The organism is Streptomyces sp. NRRL F-2664 (assembly GCF_000719345.1).
GTDB lineage: Bacteria > Actinomycetota > Actinomycetes > Streptomycetales > Streptomycetaceae > Streptomyces.
The window spans coordinates 1-311 of the sequence record NZ_JOFX01000473.1 but is presented as its reverse complement, the minus strand read 5'-3'; the positions used below and the strand labels follow the sequence as shown (position 1 = coordinate 311).

General features: G+C 76.5%; 1 protein-coding gene. It reads left to right on the top strand.

Annotated elements, in window-relative coordinates:
* Positions 1 to 311: hypothetical protein (locus tag IF89_RS39985; protein ID WP_043195086.1), on the top strand; the 311-nt coding region annotated here is incomplete at both ends.

Below are 311 nucleotides of genomic sequence, written 5' to 3'. Positions count from 1 at the left end.
CGTCAAAACCGCCACGGACATCGTGGCGGAAGCCGTCGCGCAGGGCGTGCTGGGCGCAGGCCAGGAGGATGCCGGCCTGGGCGAGGCCCGGGCCGTGTCCGTGCAGGACGCCGACACCGCGGCCCGGACCACCTCGGCGAGGGTGGTCTTCGCCGACGGCACCCCCGCCGCCGCCTCTGCCGCCCGGGCTGACGCGCTGGGCCGGACCCTGGCCTCAACCAGCGGCGAGGTCACGGCGGTGCCCTCCTACGGTGCCGGCGGCATCCCGCAGAGCACGGTGCTGAGCCCGGCCGCACCGGAGACCTATCCGG